This window comes from Mesorhizobium sp. M7A.F.Ca.CA.004.12.1.1, assembly GCF_003997835.1.
Classification (GTDB): Bacteria; Pseudomonadota; Alphaproteobacteria; order Rhizobiales; family Rhizobiaceae; genus Mesorhizobium.
The window spans coordinates 1-1,525 of sequence record NZ_RZRK01001107.1 but is presented as its reverse complement, the minus strand read 5'-3'; the positions used below and the strand labels follow the sequence as shown (position 1 = coordinate 1,525).

The 1,525-nt window shown below is 61.7% G+C and carries 2 protein-coding genes; both read right to left on the bottom strand.

What is annotated here, in order from left to right; genetic code table 11:
* Window positions 1–83: 83 nt before the first annotated feature.
* Window positions 84–377 carry a GYD domain-containing protein gene (locus EN984_RS34135; RefSeq protein WP_127271340.1) on the bottom strand — a complete coding sequence of 98 codons (294 nt, stop codon included), beginning with the start codon at window positions 375–377 and terminating at the stop codon, window positions 84–86.
* Between the two features lie 181 nt (window positions 378–558).
* The coding region (gene rpoD, locus EN984_RS34130) for an RNA polymerase sigma factor RpoD (protein WP_127384334.1) at window positions 559–1,525 on the bottom strand (967 nt) is incomplete at its 5' end.

The window sequence follows — 1,525 nt, the reverse complement described above, 5'->3', positions numbered from 1 at the left end:
TCACGGCGAAGCGCCCCGTCTTGCGGCAAAGCGCCACCAGGCCGGCACCAACCAGCGACGTTCGAGAAACCCTGCCGATTCCTTCACCCGAGCGAGGTGATGATCTCGCGGTAGGCTAGTTCGGGAAAGGCCTTCAGCGTCCGCGTCCTGACATTGCCCGCTGCCGCCAGCATCAGCGAGAAGCGCGCCAGCACCGCGTCGTCGGGCGCTTCGACCACAGCCACCATATCGTATTCGCCCATGGTCAGGTAGAACGCTTTGAACGACCCGCCCATGTCTCCCAGTTGCCTCCTGGCGGCGTCGAGCCGCTTCGGTGACTCGCGTATGTTCCTGGCACCCTGCTCCGTCCAGTTCATCAGCACGATGTAGCTTGTCATGGCACACCTCCCTCCGGGGCCACGGAGCACGGCGGCTTCGCCGGGGCGGGCATCCGGGTTGTCGCCCAGAAAATGCATCCGACACCGAAATTATCCTCCCGAAGGGCCTGGCCCGCAAGAGTGCGTCGCACAACAAAAAAGGGCGCCATTGGCGCCCTTGAACTCTTTGCATCGGTAAGTCTCAGCTATCCAGGAAGCTGCGCAGCTTGCGCGACCTGCTCGGGTGCTTGAGCTTGCGCAGCGCCTTGGCTTCGATCTGGCGGATACGCTCGCGGGTGACCGAGAACTGCTGGCCGACTTCTTCCAGCGTGTGGTCGGTGTTCATGCCGATACCGAAGCGCATTCTGAGCACGCGCTCCTCGCGCGGCGTCAGCGAGGCCAGCACGCGCGTGGTGGTCTCGCGCAGATTGGCCTGGATCGCCGCGTCGATCGGCAGGATCGCCATCTTGTCTTCGATGAAATCGCCCAGATGCGAATCCTCCTCGTCGCCGACCGGCGTTTCGAGCGAGATCGGCTCCTTGGCGATCTTCAGGACCTTGCGCACCTTTTCGAGCGGCATGGCAAGCTTTTCGGCCAGTTCTTCCGGCGTCGGTTCGCGGCCGATCTCGTGCAGCATCTGGCGCGAGGTGCGCACGATCTTGTTGATCGTCTCGATCATGTGCACCGGAATACGGATGGTGCGCGCCTGATCGGCGATCGAACGCGTGATCGCCTGCCGGATCCACCACGTCGCATAGGTCGAGAACTTGTAGCCGCGGCGGTATTCGAATTTGTCGACCGCCTTCATCAGGCCGATATTGCCTTCCTGGATCAGGTCGAGGAACTGCAGGCCGCGATTGGTGTATTTCTTGGCGATGGAGATGACGAGGCGCAGATTGGCTTCGACCATTTCCTTCTTGGCGATCGCCGCTTCGCGCTCGCCTTTCTGCACCTGATTGACGATCTTGCGGAATTCCAGGATCGAGATCGCCGTTTCGGTGGCGAGGTTCTGGATCTCGGCGCGCAGGTCCTTGATCGCATCCTTCTCGTTCTTGGTGAATTCCTTCCAGCCGCGCGAGGTCAGATTGCCGATCGAGCGCGTCCAGTTCGGGTCGAGCTCGGAACCCTGATATTCCTTCAGGAACTCTTCGCGGCGCACGCCGTAGCTT